12 protein-coding genes are annotated in these 16,875 nt (G+C 54.5%); 7 read left to right on the plus strand and 5 right to left on the minus strand.

The window, feature by feature from the left end; translation table 11 throughout:
* From SH573x_RS10140 to SH573x_RS10150, 3 genes are all read right to left on the minus strand, one after another.
* A complete protein-coding gene (locus tag SH573x_RS10140; RefSeq protein WP_479354689.1) occupies positions 1-972 on the minus strand; it encodes a type II secretion system F family protein in 972 nt (323 codons plus the stop codon).
* Positions 973-1,056: 84 nt separating this feature from the next.
* Positions 1,057-2,379, minus strand: coding sequence for a TadA family conjugal transfer-associated ATPase (locus SH573x_RS10145; RefSeq protein ID WP_479354691.1), 1,323 nt, complete (start codon positions 2,377-2,379; stop codon positions 1,057-1,059).
* Positions 2,380-2,502: 123 nt separating this feature from the next.
* Positions 2,503-3,315 (minus strand): tetratricopeptide repeat protein, encoded by an 813-nt coding sequence (locus tag SH573x_RS10150; protein WP_479354692.1) that lies wholly within the window; start codon positions 3,313-3,315, stop codon positions 2,503-2,505.
* A gap of 279 nt (positions 3,316-3,594) precedes the next feature.
* Between SH573x_RS10150 and SH573x_RS10155 the strand changes: the two genes are divergently transcribed.
* Together SH573x_RS10155 and SH573x_RS10160 are read left to right on the plus strand one after the other, a co-directional pair.
* Positions 3,595-4,944: a dihydroorotase gene (locus SH573x_RS10155; protein WP_479354694.1), complete on the plus strand. Its 1,350-nt coding sequence runs from the start codon at positions 3,595-3,597 to the stop codon at positions 4,942-4,944.
* A 164-nt stretch (positions 4,945-5,108) separates the two neighbouring features.
* Complete coding sequence (locus SH573x_RS10160) at positions 5,109-5,609, plus strand: hypothetical protein (protein ID WP_479354696.1); 501 nt, start codon at positions 5,109-5,111, stop codon at positions 5,607-5,609.
* Positions 5,610-5,722: 113 nt separating this feature from the next.
* Here SH573x_RS10160 and SH573x_RS10165 read toward each other — a convergent pair whose 3' ends face one another.
* The gene (locus tag SH573x_RS10165) at positions 5,723-8,584 is read right to left on the minus strand and encodes a DEAD/DEAH box helicase (RefSeq protein WP_479354698.1); all 2,862 of its coding nucleotides are present in this window, start codon (positions 8,582-8,584) and stop codon (positions 5,723-5,725) included.
* Positions 8,585-8,771: 187 nt separating this feature from the next.
* On the opposite strand from SH573x_RS10165, the gene SH573x_RS10170 reads away from it, so the two are divergent.
* Positions 8,772-9,608 carry a LamG domain-containing protein gene (locus SH573x_RS10170; RefSeq protein ID WP_479354700.1) on the plus strand — a complete coding sequence of 279 codons (837 nt, stop codon included), beginning with the start codon at positions 8,772-8,774 and terminating at the stop codon, positions 9,606-9,608.
* Between the two features lie 183 nt (positions 9,609-9,791).
* Here the strand turns inward: SH573x_RS10170 and SH573x_RS10175 are convergent, their stop codons facing one another.
* On the minus strand, positions 9,792-11,006 hold the full coding sequence (locus SH573x_RS10175) for a dipeptidase (RefSeq protein ID WP_479354702.1): 1,215 nt from the start codon (positions 11,004-11,006) through the stop codon (positions 9,792-9,794).
* 165 nt (positions 11,007-11,171) lie between these two features.
* Between SH573x_RS10175 and SH573x_RS10180 the strand changes: the two genes are divergently transcribed.
* The 4 genes from SH573x_RS10180 (at position 11,172) to SH573x_RS10195 (ending at position 16,872) form a co-directional block, all read left to right on the plus strand.
* Positions 11,172-11,510 (plus strand): hypothetical protein, encoded by a 339-nt coding sequence (locus SH573x_RS10180; RefSeq protein WP_479354704.1) that lies wholly within the window; start codon positions 11,172-11,174, stop codon positions 11,508-11,510.
* 120 nt (positions 11,511-11,630) lie between these two features.
* Positions 11,631-14,258 carry a hypothetical protein gene (locus SH573x_RS10185; RefSeq protein WP_479354706.1) on the plus strand — a complete coding sequence of 876 codons (2,628 nt, stop codon included), beginning with the start codon at positions 11,631-11,633 and terminating at the stop codon, positions 14,256-14,258.
* Entirely contained in the window at positions 14,252-15,205 is a 954-nt protein-coding gene (locus tag SH573x_RS10190) for an ABC transporter ATP-binding protein (protein ID WP_479354708.1), read from the plus strand. Before SH573x_RS10185 ends, SH573x_RS10190 begins: the two co-directional genes overlap by 7 nt.
* The gene (locus SH573x_RS10195) at positions 15,202-16,872 is read left to right on the plus strand and encodes an ABC transporter permease (protein WP_479354710.1); all 1,671 of its coding nucleotides are present in this window, start codon (positions 15,202-15,204) and stop codon (positions 16,870-16,872) included. Before SH573x_RS10190 ends, SH573x_RS10195 begins: the two co-directional genes overlap by 4 nt.
* Positions 16,873-16,875 lie beyond the last annotated feature (3 nt).

Genomic DNA, 16,875 nt, shown 5'->3' on the forward strand with positions numbered 1-16,875 from the left:
TTAGACTTTGATGGTAATGATCTTGCGAATAACTAATGCACCAACAAACTGCATTACCAGGGCACCGGCGAGCAGTTTACGGCCCGTGGGATCGCGGAACAGAACCATGCAGTATTCGTAGTTCAAGCGATACATCACGGCAAACAAGGCTGGTGGCAAAGCCAACAGCACGATACCCGACAAACGACCTTCACCGGTCAACGCTTGAATCGTGCCCGCTAACTTGAATCGTTCACGAATCAGCTTACCGATCTTGTCCAAGATTTCTGCCAGGTCACCACCGGTCTGACGTTGCAGGACCACTGCGGTTGCAAAGAACCGCAAGTCCATGTTGGGCACGCGAACGGTCATCGATTCAAGTGCGGTTTCCAGTGGAATACCCAGGTTCTGCTCTTCGAATGCTTGGCCGAACTCTTTGGAGATCGGTTCTTGCATTTCCGAGGCGATCAGACCGAAGCCGGCCGCCAGGCTGTGACCGGAGCGCAGTGATCTACCCAACAGCTCTAGCGCTTCTGGGAGTTGCTTATTGAATTTCTTGATGCGCTGCGTGCGTTTCATCAGCAACCAGAACACAGGCAGAATCCCAGTGCCCAGGGCAAACACGGGAATCAAGAACTTGGGTGCTGGTGTAAAGACGCAGACGCTGGCGCCTGCCGCCGCGGCGAGAACGCAAATGGTCAAGAACTTCGAACCCGACATGCGAACGTCGGCTTGTTCCATCAAGTGTGTGATGTTACCAAAGCGCAGCAAGATTGCGTCGGCGGCGCTGCGTGAGTCCTCCAGTGGACTGCTCAGCAACCCAGGTCGCTCGCCTTTGGCCTTTTCGCCAGCCCGAGCTTTCTGACCGGTGAGCGTCGAGAGGCGATCTTCGGCTGCAGTGCCTTCGGCGGTACTCCGCAGGCTCACAGCAATACCACCGATGAATGCGGCCACACCCACACCCACGGCGATCATGATTATAAGGGTCATCATGGTTACGGTCTCTGGCGACGTTTCTGGCTGACGGTTAGTAAGGGGTAACTAAGGCGTTGCGACGGGCAAGTCGACTTCACCGAATTAGGCTTGCATGATTACGCGTTGACGGAAGGCGCTGGCCGGCAATCGCACGCCAGCCGATTCCAAACGATGCATGAAATTAGGACGCACACCGGTGCACTCAAAGTGCCCGAACGCTTTACCGCTCTCGTCGATGCCATCCTGGCTGAACTTGTAAATGTCCTGCATCACCACCGTATCTTGTTCCATACCGACCACTTCGGTGATGTGCGTCACGCGACGCGGGCCACCTTGTAAACGGTTGGCTTGCACGATCAGGTTCACGGCGCTGGAGATCTGTTGACGAATGGCCTTCATCGGCAAATCAAAGCCAGCCATCATGACCATCGTTTCCAAACGGGCCACACCGTCGCGAGGATTATTGGCGTGAATGGTGGTAAGCGAACCATCGTGACCGGTGTTCATAGCTTGCAGCATGTCCAGCGTTTCACCACCACGACACTCACCGATGATGATGCGTTCAGGACGCATACGCAGGGCGTTTTTAACCAGGTCGGTCGCCGTTACGGCGCCGTTACCTTCGATGTTGGATGGGCGAGTTTCCAAACGTACCACGTGGTCCTGTTGCAACTGCAGTTCGGCCGCGTCTTCGATGGTGACGATACGCTGATCGTTCTGAATGAAGCTGCTGAGCGTGTTGAGCAGCGTGGTTTTACCGGAACCCGTACCGCCGCAAATGATGATGTTCAGTCGAGCCTTGATACAGCCCTCTAGCAGCATCACCATCTCAGGCGTGATGGCTTTGTAGTTCAGCAAGTCCTCCAGCTTCAGAGGATTGGACCCGAAGCGGCGAATTGAAACCGCGGCTCCATCCAAAGCCAGCGGTGGAATGATCGCGTTCACACGCGAACCATCTTCCAAACGCGCGTCGACCATTGGGCAGGTTTCATCAACGCGTCGACCAACTTTGGAAACAATGCGGTCGATGATCTGCATGAGGTGAGTGTTATCGCGAAACTCGACTTCGGTCTTCTCCAACCGACCACGGCGTTCTACGTAGATATTCTTGGGACCATTGATCAGAATATCGCTGATCGTCGAATCTTTCAGCAGTAGTTCCAATGGACCCAGACCAAAGGTCTCGTCCAGCACTTCATCGATCAGTCGATCGCGTTCAGCGCGGTTAAGCAATGTGTTTTCTGCGTCGCTGAGGTGTTCAACCACCATGCGAATTTCGCGGCGCAGTACATCGCCTTTCATGTCACCGATGCGGCTGAGGTCGAGCTTGTCAACGAGCTTCGTATGAATACGACGCTTCATCTGTTCAAACTCTTCCGCCTTCGTCTGTTCAGGGGTACGGAGCGGTTGATTGAGAGTCTTCATGAGTTCAGCTGGCCTTTGAACAAGCTTCCGCTAGGCCAGTGAACTCGTAGGGGACCTCCGCAGGTGACGCTGAGTTTGCTCTTCAGCCGCTTACGTAAGCAATTGGCGGAAGTTCAAGCAGCATTACTTCGGACTGGAGTCGGCTGGCTTGGCGGTAGGAGATTTCGCGAAGCGCAATTCTTTGTAAATTTGGGCGGTGCGGCCCATGTAATCTTTCTCGGCGTGGGCGATGGAGCTATCCAGCGCTTTCGCCGCCTCTTCACTTTCTCCGATCGAATCGTAGTAAAGCCCTACATAGAGAAATCCGTAAAACAAAGCCATTTTTCTTTCGGGCCCCTCCTTAGTATTTGTCTTGGCTGCTACCAACACTTCGTCCGGCTTAAGCGTTCCCTGCAGCATCTTTAGCACAGACATCATGGGTTGACGTCGATCGCCGCGGCTATTGATGATCGACGCTTCTGCGGCCTGACGGCCTTTGGTCTTGGCTACACATAAAAAGTACCACGCAGAATTCTCAACGTCGTCAGGATTTACGTCATGATGCGAACCGAATTGATCGGCACCTTCGGCAAACTTGCCGATACAACCCAACGCCACGCCTCGCTGCCAGTTACGCGGAGCATTCTCCGGCATCAGCTTGTTGGCTTTGTCGAAATAGGGAATCGACTGCTCAGCTCGGCCGCTCAAAAAGAGGAGTTCACCCGCCACTTGCTGGATGTCAGCCATTTCGGGTGCGAGGTCACCGGCCTGTGCCGCCAACTTGGCCGCTTCGTCATACTTGTCAGCTCGGTAGGCAGCTTGTGCCTCGCGCAGCAAGCTGCGCGGCTGCTTGGCCGCACCCTCTTGCCCGCGACAGGCGCCGGCGGTCAATAACCAGCCACTGGCCAGGCAAACAAACAAAATGCGGTTGGTCGTGTAGCTCATTGGTACGCTCATCGGTTCGCCCATTGCTCTCTCAAAGGATGGAATGTAAGCTCGCACAAGTTCCCTGTACGCAGCGCAGTAGCCTAACATGCCACTAGGTATGGCTTCCAGCCTGCAGGCGGCCGTAGGCCGTAGCGGAATGCGTCAAGCATTTCGATCCGTCCATTTCGCGCGGGGTCCGTTTGGCAAGGAAGATATGAGAACGAAAGCCTTGACGGCTTCCGCTACGAAGACGAAAGCCTTGACGGCTTCCGCTACGGGCTTCCGTTACATCAGAAAGTCAAATCCTCGATGAATCAAACTGTTTTAATCCGCGGTGGGCGCGTCGTGTTGGCTGACCAGGTGGTGGAAACCAACCTGCTGCTGGGAGGCGGCAAGATTCTGGCGATCGATGCTAGTGCACAGTCGGCGGCCGACGAGGTCATCGAAGCTGGTGGCCTGGTGGTCATGCCGGGCGTGATCGACGATCAGGTTCACTTTCGCGAACCTGGGCTGACTCACAAAGAAGATCTTGAAAGCGGCAGCGCGGCCGCGGCTGCCGGCGGCGTCACAACTTATCTGGAAATGCCGAACACCAATCCACCGGGCATTAATCAAGCTGCGATTGAATCGAAGTACGCGCGGGCCGCCGAAGTATCGCACGTCAACTTTGGCTTCTACATGGGCGCTACCGAAGACAATGTCGCTGACCTGAGAAGTGCCACCAATGTTCCAGGCATCAAGATCTTTATCGGTTCCAGCACAGGCAGTCTGCTGGTCGATAGCCAAGCGGCCCTGGAGCGTATCTTTGCTGAAACGACTTTGCCAATTTGTGCTCATTGCGAAGACGAATCGACGGTGCGCCGCAACAAAGACCGTTTGGGCTCAAGTCTTACGGTCGAAGATCATTCACGTATTCGCGATGGCGAAGCAGCGGTGATTGCCACCAGCCGTGCCATCGATCTGGCTCGACGTCATCGTCATCGATTCCATGTACTTCACGTGAGTTCGGCCGCCGAGTTGCCATTGCTGTTGGAGCCCGCACCGTATATCACCGCCGAAGTCTGTTTGCATCATGTCTTCTTTTCGACCGACGACTATGCGCGTTTGGGTACTTTGGTGCAGATGAATCCATCGCTTAAGTCGCCAGCGGACGCCCGGGCATTGTGGCGTGCCTTGCTATCGGGACGCATTCAAGTTGTGGCTACCGACCATGCGCCACACACGTTGGAAGAGAAGGCGAAACCGTATCCCCAATCGCCCAGCGGTTTACCGGCTGTAGAAAATAGCTTAGCCTTGATGCTCAACCAGGTTCACCTCGGTCAGTGCACATTGATTCAAGTGGCGCAGTGGATGAGCGACGCTCCGGCACGGGTGTGGGGATTGGTCGGAAAGGGGCGGATCGCCGTAGGTTACGATGCAGACCTGGCCATCATCGATCCGAATATGCAGCGCACGATCAGCAATGAATCGCAGTTCACCAAGAGCAAGTGGAGTCCCTGGGCTGGCCAGAGTTTGACGGGCTGGCCCGTGCGGACATTGGTTGGCGGACGCACCGTTTTCCAAGACGGCCAGCTGATTCCCAACATCCGCGGCCAACGAGTTCGCTGCGATCACGCCCGTGGCGGTTATTGGTCGACAACCAGCGGCATCGGCCTGTAGCGGAACTCGTCAAGAGTTTCTAACCGTAGCGGAACTCGTCAAGAGTTTCGAATTGCGGATATCCAACGAGAATCATCGAAAGCCTTGATGGCTTCCGCTACAATGTCGCGCTCCATTACGTCTCGCTCGTTGCGTTCCCCAACCCCATAGTACAGAAGGCATTCATGGAAACAAACACCCCCCTCACACCACCAGTTGCCACCGAAGTTGATTCCGCTCAGTTGCAAGCCCAACACGAAAAACTCTTGCAAGAACAAAACTTGCCCTTGGGTATTGCTGGTGGATTCGTGGCCGCGCTGCTGGGTGCAATCATCTGGGCAGCCGTTACCGTCGCTACCGGATATCAAATTGGGTGGATGGCAGTGGGGCTTGGATTCCTGGTTGGTTTGACAGTGCGGGTGTTCGGCAAAGGCGTCACACAACCCTTTGCAATCGCTGGTGCCGTGCTGGCGCTATTGGGATGCGCTATGGGAAATCTATTTTCGGGCTGTGGCTTCTTGGCCCAAGCTACGGATACTTCGGTAGTCGATACCGCCATGAACGTACTCCAGAATCCATCGCTAGCCGTTGAGATCTTGAAAGCCACTGCCAGCCCGATGGACTTGCTGTTCTACGGCATTGCCGTTTACGAAGGATATAATTTCTCACTGCGCAAAGTAGACTAAGCCGAGGGCGTTAGTACGTGACCACGTAGCAGTGTCTCTCCGAGACACTGAACTGCTGTTGCCAGTGTGATGCAGTGGTTGTGTCGAGTCTCGGAGAGACTCGGCTACGTGGTTTACTTCACCAACAGCTTGGCTAACGTCTGGGCCAATGCGTTGAGCGACTGGTCATCGGGTAGAGTCAGCTGCAGTTGCGGTCGGCCTTGGGAATCACGCGAGACGCATTTACTTAAGTTCTCGGTAATGGCGTTGACAGATTCTGTGGGCGCAGCTGCGCCGTTGTCTAGCAATTGAACGACCAGATTCAATGCGGCCCCTAACAGTTCACCGCTGGCGGAGGCTACTTTGTCGCGTTTAACGTTGATCGACTCGTTCTCTTCAGTAACTGCCAGTTCGGTCGACTGATCGATGGGCGCGGGCGGCTTCTTGCCGACCAGGCGTTCCAAGCGTCGCTTCAGTTCATCCATACCGCCTTGTAGTTTAATTTCCGTGACATCGCTATCGACATCCAGTGCGGCCAGTGCCAGGTCTTGTTTGGCGGCCAGCGTATCAAGCATGCGCTCTTCGATTGTTTCTTCGGTAACCAACAAGAATACGTGTACCGGATTCTTTTGACCCATGCGATGGGCTCGGGCGATGCGCTGTTCCAGTACCGCTGGGTTCCAAGGCAAATCGACATTGATGACGGTATTGGCTGACTGCAAATTCAATCCAGTTGCACCTGCGTTGGTCATCATAATGCAACGACAGTTCGGATCGTTTTGAAACTTCTCGACAATCTTCTGACGATCCTTTTGCGGTACGCTACCTTCCAAACGCACAAAATCAATCTTATGCTTAGTCATTAGAGGCTCGATCAAATTCAGCATGGTCGTCCATTCGCTGAAGAGCACGATCTTACGCGTGGCTTCGTCCGCCATTTGAGCTAACAATTCATCCAGTGTCTCTAGCTTGCTGGAGTAGCCCGGAGCTTCTTTATCGCACAGGAACGTGCTATCGGCTGCCATGCGGGCGAACAAAAGATGTTTTTGCAGCATCAGCAAATCCATCTCCGTCAGGAACTTCTTGGCCGCAATGCGTCGGGCGAGCGTCAGGCTGGCATCGGACATTTCCAGTTGCTCGGCCGTGGGACGAATGCGCACGATTTCATTGGTGCGTTCGGGCAGTTGCTGCATCACACTACCGCGAGTGCGGCGAAGCAGGATGGGTTTGAGTGATTCACGCAATTGGTCGAGATTGTGATAACCCTGGACTCGGCCCGAGTCATCGACCACGCGGTGTTTGTGAAAGAAGCGGTACGCTGGACCCAACGAGTGCGCGTTCACGAAACCGACCACGGTGTACAGTTCTTCGAGTCGGTTCTCTAACGGCGTACCGGATAAGACCAACGCAAAGGGCGATTTCAGTGCGCGAAAAGTTCGCGATGTTTTCGATTCCCAGTTCTTGATTCGCTGGCCTTCGTCCAGAATGATCAAGTCCCATTTGACTTGCGCTACCGAGGCTTCGTCGCGCACGATCTGTTCGTAGTTGGCGATCGTAAAGAAGGCATCGCTGCGATATTGAGCGGCGCGTTCTTCAGCATTGCCCAAAACCTGTTGGTGCGTGCGACTAGAGAACCGACTGATCTCGGATGCCCACTGGCATTTGACCGAGGCAGGACATACGACCAGGACGCGTTGGACATCAGCCAAACGCGCGAACATCTCGGCGGTGCCGATGCCTTGGATCGTCTTGCCCAATCCCATATCGTCGGCCAGCACAGCCCGTCCTGCGCCGACGGCGAAGGCAATTCCATCCAATTGATACGGCAGCAGTTCAACTTTCAGAAGTTTTTTGCGCAGTGGATGGCCCGCTGGATCGCGCCTGATCTCAGCTGATTGTTCAGCCAGTCGCAATTGCAATAGTCGGTGATCGATGAACTCTTCGGCATCGGGGTAGACGTGCACACTAATACCGGCCCGCTCGATCTCGCGCACCAGCTTCATACAACTTTTGACATCCGTGATGGTCTTGTCGTCTTCTGCGCCCAAGATCTTCGTCAGCGCGGCAGGCATCTTGGTGGGCAAGTTGAAGCGCAATCCCAACTGGGCGCCATAGTCCACGCGCAGCGAGACGTTTTTGCGAACATATGGCTTGTCCAACTCTGCCTGGTTGAATCTCTTGGACAAGGATCGCTGAACCCGCAGGATGTGTTTGCAAGTTCCCAAATGATTGATACGAAAGTCGGGACAGGAGCAATACGATTGACCCGCTTCCATGCCACGCAAGGAAACGCGATAGCTCTGACCTGATTCAAGACTGGTAACGGTATAGTCGGTCCACGGTCGGCTCTTATCGCTGGCTACCAGTCGCATGCGTTCGGTCTGGGCACGAATCTCGCGTTCCGCGACCGCGCGCAATAGCAACTCTTTTTCAGTCAGATTTTCAATCGGTTCGCGCAGGTCAGGTTTCTCGGCCAGCCCCAAAGCCAGCTTGCTCTCCAGGACCACGCCCAGCACGGCCGCTGAGTGCAGGCAAGTCCCGCTGCAGTTATCGCAGTTTAATTGCAGGCTCTGCGATCGTCCGCCCATCTCCACGATGGTCACGCGAACTACCCCGCCGTCGACTTCTGGATCGGGAAACTTGGCGATGAGCGTGTCGGTTAACAGCGTGATGTGCTGAACACCGACGCCAATCTTGGACGCTTGTCGCAATTGCGTCTGGCCTTCAGTTCCCAACAGGCGACAAGCAGCCCGATAAGTCAATTGACTGAGGCGGTCTAGCAGTGTTAGACGTTTGGTGACGCGATGCTTGCTCTTGGCTTTCGCTTTTGTCTGAGCTTGGGAATGGTTCTTAGAAAGCTTCTTGGCCCGTATCTTGGATTGAGCTTTTGCCTGAACCTTCTTCTTGACATTAACCGGCGCTTTGTCTTTCGAGGCTGGCGAGCTCCGCTGCGCGGTTTGGGTGGTCACCTGGGAACGCAATTTCTTCTTGGCCATAACGAGCGATCCTTGCACAACAAAGGACTTTGAACTGGAGGCAGTGGAACAGGCTTTCCCAAACGCTTAACAGGCGCCACATTCTAGCACCTCTGTCCAGGGTCGAGCAGTGAGTGTCGACGCTTCCAATGCGGGATGTGGTACATTCATGGCCACCTTTAAACCACTGTTTACCGGAGCAACGTCCATGTTAACTCGATCTGTTTTAAGTGGCCTGTTAACCGTGCTGGTCATGGGCATGAACTCGCCGGTCGCCCGCGGGCAGGATAAGGCCCAACTGATGAAGTCGCTCGTCTTTCATGCGCCATTCGATGGAACGGCCGATGCGGTCAAGAGCCAAGGTGATGGCAAAATTTTTACGACCGAATCGTTGGCTCGAAAGCAAAAGACACCGGGCCTGGTGCGGCCTCATGTGGAAGTGGCCATCGGGCAAGGCAAGTACGGCGACTGTTTGCGATTCACCGACAAGACGCCACAAGTCTTGTGCTTCGAAGGTAGCGAAGTGCCGTATAGCGATAGGGATTGGTCGACGACGATCTCGTTCTGGATGAAGCTGAATCCCGACCAGGATCTCAAGCCCGGTTATTGCGATCCCATCCAAGTCACGCAGAAGGCGTGGAACGATGCCGCGATTTTTGTGGATTTCGATAAGGACTTGCCCCGCGATTTTCGTTTGGGCGTGTTTTCGAATTTGAACTTCTGGAATCCAGACAATACGCCGTGGGAAAAGTGGCCAGTCGCCAAGCGGCCGATGGTGACAGTCGCCAAGCCACCTTTCTCCAAGAGCGCGTGGACGCATGTGCTCCTGACGCTCGAACATGTCAACGCGCCCGGCGATGGCATCGGTACGCTATACCTCAACGGCCGCTCGCAGGGTTCGATCAAGCAACCGCTGAAGTTCACTTGGGACCCGGCCGAGACAGCCATCATGCTCGGCATCGAATACATCGGCGACCTGGACGACCTGATGATCTTCGATCGAGCCCTGACAGCTGATGAAGTAGCCGTGCTCAGCGCGCTCTAGTCACCTCCCCCAGGCTTCGCTTGGGGAGGTCGCAGACGAGGCGTTTAGCCAAAGTCTGCGGGAGGGGGCACAGCGCCAGGCAAGACTCCTGCGGTACTAACCACCTTCACTGCCCGGACCCCTCCCGAATCTCGCTACGGCTCGATTCGACCTCCCCAAGGCAAAGCCTTGGAGAGGTGACAGTCACTTGCCGCTGGCTTCCTCGGCGGCTTGCATCACGCGCAGGATGTTTCCGTGCATGATCTTCATGATGTCCGCTTCGGTGTAACCGCGGTCCAGTAGAACTTGAGTGAGTACTGGGTAGGTTGATACGTCTTCCATCTGTTTGGGAGTCATCGAGATGCCATCGTAATCGCTGCCGATACCTACGTGATCGATACCGGCGGTCTTGACGATATGATCGATGTGGTCAGCCACGTCATGAACCGTACCGGGTTCCATGGGGTTTTGTTTTTCCAAGCGTCCGGATTCTATTTTGTATTGATCTTTGTTGTCGCGATACTTTTCGCGCAACTCGCGATACATGGGTTGCAGTTTCTTACCGATCTCGGCGGACTTGGCAACGACGAAGCCGGAATAGAAATTGACCATCACCACGCCGCCATTTTTGGGCAGCTGTTTCAGGATTTCGTCGGGCACGTTGCGGGGATGATCGGCAACGGCGCGGGCGGATGAATGCGAGAAGATGACCGGCGCGCTGGTAACGTCCAACACGGCTTGCATCGTTTCGGGTGAGACGTGCGAGATATCGACCAGCATGCCCAACTGGTTCATCGTGCGCACAACTTCTTTGCCGAACTCGCTCAATCCGTGGCACTTGGCCTGGTCGGTACAAGAGTCGGCCCAGTCGAGAGAATCGCTATGAGTCAGAGTCATGTATCCTGCGCCCATGGCGTGTAGTCGCCTGAGTTTCTCGAGGGAGTTATCGATCGAGTGACCGCCCTCGACGCCGATGAGCGAAGCGATCTTGCCGGCAGCGCGGGCGGCTTGAATGTCTTTCACGGTTCTGGCCGCGGCGAACACATCGGGGTAACGTTGGATCATGGCTTGCACGATCTCGATCTGCTCGAGCGTTTTCTGATGAGCCGAACCATCGTAAGCCGTATCGGCCGGCACATAGACTGACCAGAACTGAGCACCTACATTTCCGGCTCGCAACCGCGAGATATCGGTATGCATTTGTGGTTGCGGTTGGGAGATGTCTACTTTGTCAAACGAACGCGAACCGTTGGTGCGAATTTCCCAAGGCAGGTCGTTGTGGCCGTCCAGCACGTAGCAGCGCGAGTGAATCTCGGCGGCCTGGGCTGAGACCGTCACTGGTCCGCGAGCGGGCTCGATGGCCTGAGCCAGTGGAGTGAAAGCAAGTAAAACGAAGGCCAGGTTTGCAAATGGTCGCATCAAATAGGTAGCCTTTGGAAAAATGACAAATTGGAGTTTTAGTCCATTGTAAACAGTTCGCCCGCCCACGTTCTTGGTTGCCAAAGCTCAGTTGGCATGACCATAATGCCACCGTAGGTTGAAAAGCCTAGGCCCAGATTTTAGTCCCAAAAGCTCATCTCGCTTATGCCCAATCAAAACACTAGTCAAGCTGAAGTCGTCAGTCAGGGACTGTTGCCTCAAGTTCGTTTAATCTGGTTCTTTTTGGCCATTACGGTTGTCGCCTTGCTTATAACGCTGGTGCGTTGGGCTGGTCAGGGGCAGGCTTTGATGGTTTCTATTGTTTCGATTCTACTTTGGTTCGCGGGCTTGTTCGCGGTCTTTGGTTTAGTCTTCTTGGCGACGTATTCTCTGGGCGTTCTGGAAACTCTGCTGGCACCTCCTGAGAATGAAGTGCTCAGCCCCTTCGCTGGTGATCGTCTGCCCGAACAAATCGTGACACCCATCCACGTGGACGACAAATAGATGCTCCGCGCTTTCGCTTTCACCAAATCGGGCAGACCTGTCCGTGCGTGCTGTTGGAGGACCAGTTGGCGAGCTTTGCTACTGGTACTGCTGCTGACTTCGTCAACAGCATTGGCTCAAATGAACAATACTTTCGGTGGCCGCATTACGACGCGTGGTAGCGCTGCCGAGGTACTGGACATCGACTACCTGTTCGAGTCCAGCGGCATCGATAGTAATGGTCAATTGCAAGTTGTCGTCTCTGCGCCTGGGGCCAGTCCTCGCGATCGCAAACTCGACCTCCGCCTGTTCACCAGTGCTGAAGACATCACCAGCATGCGGGGGATTGTCTTCAGTAAACAAGTTGTACTTCCCGAAGGCAGCTCGTCAGTTTCAGTGTCGATCCCATTTTTCGCTCACAGCAATGCGACTTCCAGGGGTAACAGCCAGCATATTATGAATTGGGATATCGGGGTCTTTGAAGAAGGCAACGATATCGAGCAAGTTCGATTTATTATGAATGGCTTTGGCGGAGGATATACGCCGCTGAAGTTAGGACCAGGTGAGCGACCGGATTATCAAATTCAAGTGCGTGGTTTGGTCGGAAGTACAGCGTTGCACTTGATGAGTGACAATCAGTCGCCATCGGCGCAAGATGCGCTGTTGCTGCAAGGGCTGCAGTCTCAGTTTAGTGCAGGGAGCAATTCAAGCGCAAGCTTCTTTACGACGGTCAATCCATTCGACATCAGTCGCGACATCAATCGCGTGGCCACCCATCGCCACATTGATTCTGCCCCTGCCACTTGGCAGTACTATCTTCAGTTTCGAATCGTGATGCTGGACGCAGCCACTTTCGAACAAGTGCAGACCACAAGGCCAGCTGTGGCAGATGCCATTAAAAAGTATGTAGCTGCGGGTGGTAACTTACTGGTTATTGGCAGTCCTCAGTACGCAGGCAAAGCAGCGGTAGCAAAATGGCTGGGAGAAACCCAGCCATCTCAGCTCGCTTGGGCTCCGATTCTCAAACCGCTTGATTTCTTGAGCCTGCAGGGAGGCATCGGCGGCGAAAGTTACGGTACCGGTATGTCTGGGCAATCCGTAGTGGTCCAGTCGCCGTATGCCGCTCAGCAAATGACGATGACTAGCGCTGGGCCGCGGCCCATCGGTTCAATAATAGCCGCGCCCAGTGGCCAAGCCAACCAAAATGAAGGTGGCGAATTTCAAGCTCTGGTCAAGCAGCTGGCCCAGAACAGAAAAGCAGATACGGACTTGCGCGTGACGTTAGGTGGCCTGTTTCGGGACGGGCTACTGACGGCCGATTTGCTATGGCAAGCGAAGTCGACTCAGCACGATATGTTGGCTGAAGAATTTTGGTCGCTACTGATGACCGGCGAATCGGTATCGGGCTATTACGGCGCAATGGGTGGGCAAGTGGCTCCGGAAGACCCGGCCTTCACGATGGCCAATCCTTCTTCTGGCAATTTAGGCCAGATGATCTACAGCAGCAAATTGTTGGTGGATTGGAATACCGTCTTGACCGGGGACATGACACGTCTGTCACTGCCAGTGCTCGATTTCGATACATCCTGGATACCGAGCTACCTGCGCGATCGGGCCACGCGTTTGGTCGCCGCAGCGGAAAAGAATGACCCTAGCGGCGCGTCCGTACGATCTTACGTGATGGGTCGTATCGCACTACTCGATCGGCCGCTTGGTGATTTTCCATTGGTGATGCTGGATGGTTTGAATTCAGAACTCACCAACAGTATCGGTCTACGAACAAGTTCGATGACCGACGGCACTTGGAATCTACGCAATATGATCGAAAGCGTAGGTAAGCCTCCCGTCTGGACCTTCTGCGGCATCGTGTTGCTATTCGGGTTGATATTGGGCCCCGGTCTTTTGGTGTTAACCGGGTGGATTGGCCGGCGAAGTTTAATGATCCTGCTGGTGCCGTTGATCTCGCTTGTGACCACCGGGCTGATCGTCACTTATGAAGTTTTGCACGAGGGCTTTGGTACCACGGCGCGAGCGACCAGTGTGCTGCACATCGACGGCAATACAGGTGATGGCTTTGTTTGGTCGCGACAGACCTACTTCTCCGGCTGGCCTCCGCGCGAAGGCCAGATATATCCCAACGAAGTTTACTTCAGGCCGGTAACGGAAAGCATTCCTTACTACTATTACGGCGGTAACGGAATTCAATACTCGCGGCATCCACGCGATGTTTCTCAAATCAATGTCCGCTATGCGGATCAGCAGACAACAGTCAGCGGGGCTCTCAAATCCCGACAGCAACAGCAATTCCTGATCGGTCATCCCGTCAAAGTCAAATCGCCTATTTCAGTCAAACGAGCGGGCCCGACAATCGTAGTAGAGAACATTAGCTCCTCCGACCTGCCGTTCGTGATTCTGCGTGATGCAGACAAGGGATATTACATGTGCGAAAGTCTGCTGGCCGGACAATCCCAGACTCTTGAAAAGCAAGTCTTTGGTGACCTGGCCAGCACCCTCTCGCGTATTCGAGCGGATCACTTACCCGACATGCCCGAAGGTATTCGCAGCGCCGGCTGGAATGCCGAAGGTGGATTTGGTTCGGACATCATCGACCTGGAATGGTTGAAGCAACTCAGCGAGCAAGAAGAACAATCCCTGCTGCAACCTTTCGGATATATCACCCTGCAACCAAACTTACCCGAGATATATATGCCTGTTCAAGGCAAGATTGTGGAATCGCAGACGTTGACGATTGGGAGGCTGGTATGGTAACGGCCCAATCATCTGAGCCCGTGGTGCAGTTGCGCCGCCTCTTTCGGTACTTTGGCAAAACCAAAGCCGTAAATGATGTGTCGTTCGAAGTCGAACGGGGACAAGTCTTCGGATATATCGGGCCCAACGGCGCTGGCAAGACAACTAGCATGCGCATCTTGGCCACGCTCGATCTGCCCGATTACGGCGATGCGCTCATCGATGGTTTTTCAGTGATCAATGATCCAGACCTGGTACGCCGACGCTTGGGATTCATGCCCGATTCGTTTGGTGCCTATCACAGTATGAACTGTGTGGAGTACCTGGATTTCTTCGCCAGGTCGTATGGACTGATTGGTCGCGAACGCACTAAAGCCCTGCGACACACGCTGGCCTTTACTGGACTGGACAAGATCGCACAGAAACCGGTGCGAGGTCTCTCCAAAGGCATGCGTCAGCGGCTGTGTCTGGGTCGAGCGATGATCCATGACCCACTGGTCTTAATCCTGGACGAACCGGCTAACGGTCTGGACCCCAGAGCCCGTATTGAATTGCGCGTCATGATTCGCGAACTGGCCGCCGCCGGCAAGTGTGTGCTGGTCAGTTCGCACATCTTGACCGAGCTCGGAGAAATGTGCGACACCGTAGGCATTATCGAACGCGGCCAATTGCTGGCCACTGGTAAAGTCAGTGAGATTCAAGCCAAGTTGCGACCGCACACCGATATCATGGTTGAGTTGATCACCGGCGGTGATCGGTTGGGACCTTGGTTGCAGGACCAACCGTCGATTAGCCAAATCCAAGCCACCGACCGCGTAGTGCGTTTTCAGTTTATGGGCAATCAGCATCAACAGGCGCAGTTGTTGCGCGCCCTGATGGCTGAAGGCTTTGAGATCCTGCAGTTTCAGACCGAGTCGCGTTCGCTGGAAGATGTGTTCCTGCAAGTAACCACAGGAGCCGTGCAATGACGCGCATCAGTCTGGCTGGCGGTCGTATCGATGAAAAAGTCGACTTGGAAAGCGTACACCGCATTTCTGAGGACCCGGTGCGCACTTGGGAAAAATGGTGGCAGTGGGGTGGTGAATTCGTCAACCCGATCTTGGTGAAAGAAGTTCGTCAATCGCTCAAGAGTCGTCAGTTCGAGATCAGTTTCGGATTGACGTTACTGGCAGCGGTTGGCTGGACGCTGCTGTTTATGTCGTTTTCGGTGCCGCGCATTTTCTATGTCCCCAGCGGCGGACTGGACTTGCTGCGTGGTTATGCCGTGATCCTGCTAGTCCCCTTGTTGATCGTCATTCCATTTTCGGCCTATCGTTCGCTGACTTCGGAAATGGAAGAAGCCACCTTTGAATTGCTGAGCATTACCAGTTTATCGGCTAAGCAAATCATCATTGGCAAGATGGCCACCGCCGCGCTACAACTGCTGCTGTATGTTTCGGCGCTGGGGCCATGCATTGTGTTGACATACATGCTGCGTGGAGTGTCGCTGGTCTCGATTGTAGTTTTGCTGGGGACAACCGTTATCTACTCGGTGATGCTCGTTTCTTGCGCGCTGATGGTGGCCACGGTCGCTCGGACACGCTCAGGTCAAAACGGCATGAGTGTGTTGCTACTTGCGCTCTTGGTGATCTCGTTCTTTTCGTTCATCAACATGATCATGTGGAACGTGTTGGACAACGTTATCAGCGTCCAATCGTTGCCACGGGCGGTATCGATAGTGATCTTTGCCATCGTCACGATTTTGGTGGCGTTGTTCTCGTTGATGATGCAGACTGCTGCGGCGGCTATCGATTTTCCGAGCGAAAACAAGTCGACGCCGATACGCAAGCGACTACTGATCTTGTTGGCCGTTCTGCTGTTTTGGCTGTCGATGTTTTTGGCATCGATGCCCAGTTCGGCATTTATCGATGTCGCTGATATCTGCACTTGGCTGCTGATACCATTCTTTCTGATTTGGACGGCAATCGGTGGGTTGGTATGTGGCGAGCGTGGCATTATCTCGCCGCGAGCCCGGCGATCGTTGCCCAAGACTTTTTTGGGCCGCGTCCTGTTAACCTGGTTGAGTCCGGGGGCCGGGTTGGGCTATGTGTTCATGGTGGTCGTCTTCGCCTCAGTCGTCGTCTACATAGCGGCTCTGCTCAATTCGATCGCCACCATGGGCCGCACGGTCAACAAAGTCGACGAGTTTGTGGCGCTGGGATATTTGCTGAGCTGTTACCTGGCGTTTTATGTCGGCAGTTGTCGGCTATGCATGTTGGTTTTGGGGCGGAAAGTGGCCGCTCCGATGGTGGTGTCGTTTTCAGTGCTAGTGGTGCTCTGCCTTGTTTTGCAAGTCCTGCCGTATTACCTCGCTTCGTACTGGAATGACTTTAGCCGAGTCGACTATGAGTGGCACCAGGTGCTGAATGTCTTTTTAGCGATCAGGTCAACTCTAACGACCGGGTGGCAGTCGATCTTGGGGAATATGGTAGTCTTATCCCTAGCGTCACTGGTAGTTTTCGGTTTGAATCTATTGCTCACCACGAGAGATGTGATGATCCTGCGCATCGCCGCGCCAGAGAGGGTTCTGCAAGAAAAGCAAACCAACGTCCAAATAAGCCAGCCGCCAGCGACGGATCCGTTTGCCCCAGACTAACCA

The sequence above is a fragment of the Rania fehmarnensis genome, from assembly GCF_056494185.1.

Bases quoted from the DNA above. Each gene is read 5' to 3' on its own strand.
- SH573x_RS10140 (WP_479354689.1), bottom strand. From the start codon at position 972: ATGATGACCCTTATAATCATGATCGCCGTGGGTGTGGGTGTGGCCGCA.
- SH573x_RS10145 (WP_479354691.1), bottom strand. From the start codon at position 2,379: ATGAAGACTCTCAATCAACCGCTCCGTACCCCTGAACAGACGAAGGCG.
- SH573x_RS10150 (WP_479354692.1), bottom strand. From the start codon at position 3,315: ATGAGCGTACCAATGAGCTACACGACCAACCGCATTTTGTTTGTTTGC.
- SH573x_RS10155 (WP_479354694.1), top strand. From the start codon at position 3,595: ATGAATCAAACTGTTTTAATCCGCGGTGGGCGCGTCGTGTTGGCTGAC.
- SH573x_RS10160 (WP_479354696.1), top strand. From the start codon at position 5,109: ATGGAAACAAACACCCCCCTCACACCACCAGTTGCCACCGAAGTTGAT.
- SH573x_RS10165 (WP_479354698.1), bottom strand. From the start codon at position 8,584: ATGGCCAAGAAGAAATTGCGTTCCCAGGTGACCACCCAAACCGCGCAG.
- SH573x_RS10170 (WP_479354700.1), top strand. From the start codon at position 8,772: ATGTTAACTCGATCTGTTTTAAGTGGCCTGTTAACCGTGCTGGTCATG.
- SH573x_RS10175 (WP_479354702.1), bottom strand. From the start codon at position 11,006: ATGCGACCATTTGCAAACCTGGCCTTCGTTTTACTTGCTTTCACTCCA.
- SH573x_RS10180 (WP_479354704.1), top strand. From the start codon at position 11,172: ATGCCCAATCAAAACACTAGTCAAGCTGAAGTCGTCAGTCAGGGACTG.
- SH573x_RS10185 (WP_479354706.1), top strand. From the start codon at position 11,631: ATGAACAATACTTTCGGTGGCCGCATTACGACGCGTGGTAGCGCTGCC.
- SH573x_RS10190 (WP_479354708.1), top strand. From the start codon at position 14,252: ATGGTAACGGCCCAATCATCTGAGCCCGTGGTGCAGTTGCGCCGCCTC.
- SH573x_RS10195 (WP_479354710.1), top strand. From the start codon at position 15,202: ATGACGCGCATCAGTCTGGCTGGCGGTCGTATCGATGAAAAAGTCGAC.